Raw genomic sequence first — 2,066 nt, forward strand, 5'->3', positions numbered from 1 at the left:
GCGGATTGCCGAGTGCACCCAAAGGGCAGGGCGTCCATCCGATCAAGGATTTCTACCTGACCAACAGCATCGCCCGCGCCAGCGCAACGATGCAGCGCTGCTCCGCAGAATTGCTGCACGCCGATGACGAGATGATGGAGGCGGCGGAATGATGAGTACTAGACTGCCGTTCGTCCTGAGCCTGTCGAAGGACAGCCTGCGCGCGCACCGTTCATACTTCGACAAGCTCAGCACGAACGGTGTAACTGAGGTGTCGGCATGACCGAATTTCTCCAATCCACCTTCCTGGGTGCCGAGTTCGGCTGGCTTGTCGCCACACTCGCGCTGATCCTGCTGATCGCGCTGCCGCTGATGCTAGCCGTCGCGATGATCATCTATGTCGACCGCAAAATCTGGGCGGCGATGGCGTTGCGGCGCGGGCCTAACGTAGTAGGGCCGTTCGGTTTGCTGCAAAGCTTTGCCGATGGTCTCAAGGTGTTCCTGCAGGAAACCATCATCCCGTCGGGCGCCAACAAGGGCCTGTTCCTGCTCGCGCCGATTATCACCTTCACCGTGGCCTTGCTCGCATGGGCGGTGATCCCGTTTGGCGAAGACATGGTGCTGGCCAATATCAATATCGGACTGCTCTACATTCTCGCAATCAGTTCGCTGGGCGTTTACGGGGTGGTGATTGCCGGTTGGGCGAGTAACTCCAAATATCCTTTTTTCTCGGCCATGCGCGCCGCCGCGCAGATGATCAGCTACGAAGTCTCGATCGGCTTCATTCTTATCTCGGTGGTGCTGTTTGCCGGAACGTTCAATCTTACCGATATCGTGCTGTCGCAAGAAGGGCATATTTTCGGAATGGTCAGTGCTTATGGCCTGAATCCGCTGCTGTTCCCGATCGCGGTGGTGTTCCTGATCGCCTCGATGGCGGAAACCGCAAGGCATCCGTTTGACCTGACCGAAGCGGAAAGCGAATTGGTTGCGGGCTATCAGACCGAATATAGTTCCATGTCCTTCGCTTTGTTCTGGCTTGGCGAATATGCCAATATCCTGTTGATGTGCGCGCTCAATGTCATCCTGTTCTGGGGTGGCTGGCTGCCGCCGCTGGATGTCGACTGGATCCCGTGGTTCGATATCCCGGGCATCATCTGGCTGTTCGGAAAAATGTTCTTTTTCTTCTTCATCTTCAGCTGGGTGATGGCGACCGTGCCACGCTACCGCTATGACCAGCTGATGCGTCTGGGCTGGAAAATATTCCTGCCGCTGAGCCTGCTGTGGGTGGTGCTGGTGAGTGGCTATGTGATGATTGACAAGTTTGGATTGCCGCTATGAGTATCGCACAACATATCAAAGCCTTCACCCTTTGGGAATTTCTCGGCGCGCATATGCTGACGCTGAAATATTTCTTCAAGGCGAAGAAGACGATCAACTATCCCTACGAGAAAAACCCGATTTCGCCGCGGTTCCGGGGCGAGCATGCGCTACGCCGCTATGCCAATGGCGAGGAACGCTGCATTGCTTGCAAGCTGTGCGAAGCGGTCTGCCCGGCACAGGCGATCACGATCGAGGCCGAGCCACGCGAAGACGGTTCGCGCCGGACCACCCGCTATGACATTGACATGACCAAGTGCATTTATTGCGGTTTTTGTCAGGAAGCCTGCCCGGTCGATGCGATCGTCGAGGGACCGAATTTCGAATATGCGACCGAGACGCGCGAAGAGCTGATTTACGACAAATCGAAACTGCTGGAAAATGGCGACAAATGGGAGCGGGCAATCGCGGCAAACCTTGCCGCCGATGCGCCTTATCGGTAGTGGTCGCGCGAGAATCAGATATGTCGCAGCGCGAGGAAAAAACCGTTAGCCCTGAGCCTGTCGAAGGGCGCTTCTCGTCGAGAGGTGCTTCGACAAGCTCAGCACAAACGGAGTGGGGGAAGACAGGGGCCTAATGCAAATATTCGCTTTCTATCTGTTCGCATCGATCGTGCTTGCCAGCGGTGCTTTCTGCATCTTTGCGCGCAATCCGGTGCACAGTGTCTTGTGGCTGATCCTGGCCTTTTTCAACGCGGCTGGCCTGATGGT

Annotated in this window: 3 protein-coding genes and 1 pseudogene; all 4 read left to right on the forward strand. The window is 56.3% G+C overall.

The window, feature by feature from the left end; translation table 11 throughout:
- The coding region (locus WBM93_RS10155) for a hypothetical protein (RefSeq protein ID WP_424431503.1) at window positions 1–152 on the forward strand (152 nt) is incomplete at its 5' end.
- Between the two features lie 106 nt (window positions 153–258).
- A complete protein-coding gene (gene nuoH, locus WBM93_RS10160; RefSeq protein ID WP_424431500.1) occupies window positions 259–1,317 on the forward strand; it encodes an NADH-quinone oxidoreductase subunit NuoH in 1,059 nt (352 codons plus the stop codon).
- Window positions 1,314–1,799: an NADH-quinone oxidoreductase subunit NuoI gene (nuoI, locus tag WBM93_RS10165; protein ID WP_176279037.1), complete on the forward strand. Its 486-nt coding sequence runs from the start codon at window positions 1,314–1,316 to the stop codon at window positions 1,797–1,799. The genes nuoH and nuoI overlap by 4 nt, the downstream gene beginning before the upstream one ends.
- 133 nt (window positions 1,800–1,932) lie before the next feature.
- Window positions 1,933–2,066 (forward strand): annotated as a pseudogene (locus WBM93_RS10170) (NADH-quinone oxidoreductase subunit J); the annotation flags it as partial.

Origin of the sequence: Parasphingorhabdus sp. (genome assembly GCF_049667325.1) — a bacterium.
Taxonomy (GTDB): Bacteria; Pseudomonadota; Alphaproteobacteria; order Sphingomonadales; family Sphingomonadaceae; genus Parasphingorhabdus.

Excerpts from the sequence above, each read along its gene's own strand:
- nuoH (WP_424431500.1), top strand. The coding sequence starts at position 259 with ATGACCGAATTTCTCCAATCCACCTTCCTGGGTGCCGAGTTCGGCTGG.
- nuoI (WP_176279037.1), top strand. The coding sequence starts at position 1,314 with ATGAGTATCGCACAACATATCAAAGCCTTCACCCTTTGGGAATTTCTC.